The sequence below is a fragment of the Bacillus sp. P4_D3 genome (assembly GCF_056401855.1).
In genome coordinates this window covers 1-1049 of record NZ_JBFUIN010000937.1, presented here as the reverse complement: position 1 = coordinate 1049, position 1049 = coordinate 1, and the positions used below count along the sequence as shown (strand labels likewise).

The window sequence follows — 1049 nt, the reverse complement described above, 5'->3', positions numbered from 1 at the left end:
GCTTACTCTTTCACAAAGAACCTTCTCCAAGGTCTTTCATCTAATTCTGGGCTTACAAAATGCCAGTCATATATAGCCAATTTAGCTGAAATATCTACTACTCTATCAAATGATTCTGTTTCAGCCATTAGGTCAATTATAGGTTTTGCAGGTAAACCAGGTATGGATGTACTTCCTATATGTATTACCTTACTTATACCGAGAGGAGTAAGCAGTTCATAAAGTTGCTGTTCTTCACATCTTCCTTTATCTTGCCAATCAGGATTTGCATTAACTATCTCTACTGACTCATTCGCCCATAAAGGCCAATCATTTGGATTATTTTTTTTATCCATCCAAAACATCTCCTTTCACAAATTATAACACTATTTTTTATGTTGAAATTCCATGTTTATAGAGACAAATTATTTCAGTTCATTATTTTAACTCATTCAAAACTGCAATAACTTTTATTACATCTATATTTGGTAGAGTTTAAACCATAGATAGCTACACCTTTTCTACCTTATTATTCTGCTATATAAACGATTTTATATTCCTTTAAATACAACTACCGGTTCATCAAAATTATTATTCTGAAATACAACATTCGCACACTCTTTCGGGTTATGCTCTTCAATATACATCTTACAAGCCGCATGATACCTGTTCAAAAACATCTTCTCTGCTTCTTCATAACTTCCAAAAACTTCTGTTTCTCGCTTTGCACCACGATTTCTCGCAATCTCGAAATCAGTATCTACAAAAATTTTATAATCAAATAGATGCTCAATGTCTTTTTTCAATAGAAATGTTCCATCTACTATTAGCACCATATTTGACAAGGCCACTAGCGGCTCATTATGTACAGAGACATCCGTTATTAAGTTATGAGAAATCGTTTCATACTGTAAATTCCCGCTAGGTCCTAAAGGCTTTAATAATCTTTCTTTGAAAGCTGTATAATCGTGTGCATCTTCGTAATACCCTCTTGCTGATTCTTTACCTTGTGTATAGCGAATTGCTCTCGGGTTATGAAAATCATCAATGCTTGCACGTGTTACTGGTAC

The 1049-nt window shown here is 33.8% G+C and carries 1 protein-coding gene and 1 pseudogene; both read right to left on the bottom strand.

What is annotated here, in order from left to right:
* Positions 1-8 precede the first annotated feature (8 nt).
* Positions 9-335: pseudogene (locus tag AC1DTM_RS28150) on the bottom strand (GrpB family protein); the annotation flags it as partial.
* A 195-nt stretch (positions 336-530) separates the two neighbouring features.
* Positions 531-1049, bottom strand: a 519-nt coding sequence (locus AC1DTM_RS28145) for a hypothetical protein (RefSeq protein WP_477001452.1), incomplete at its 5' end; no start/stop codon positions are given.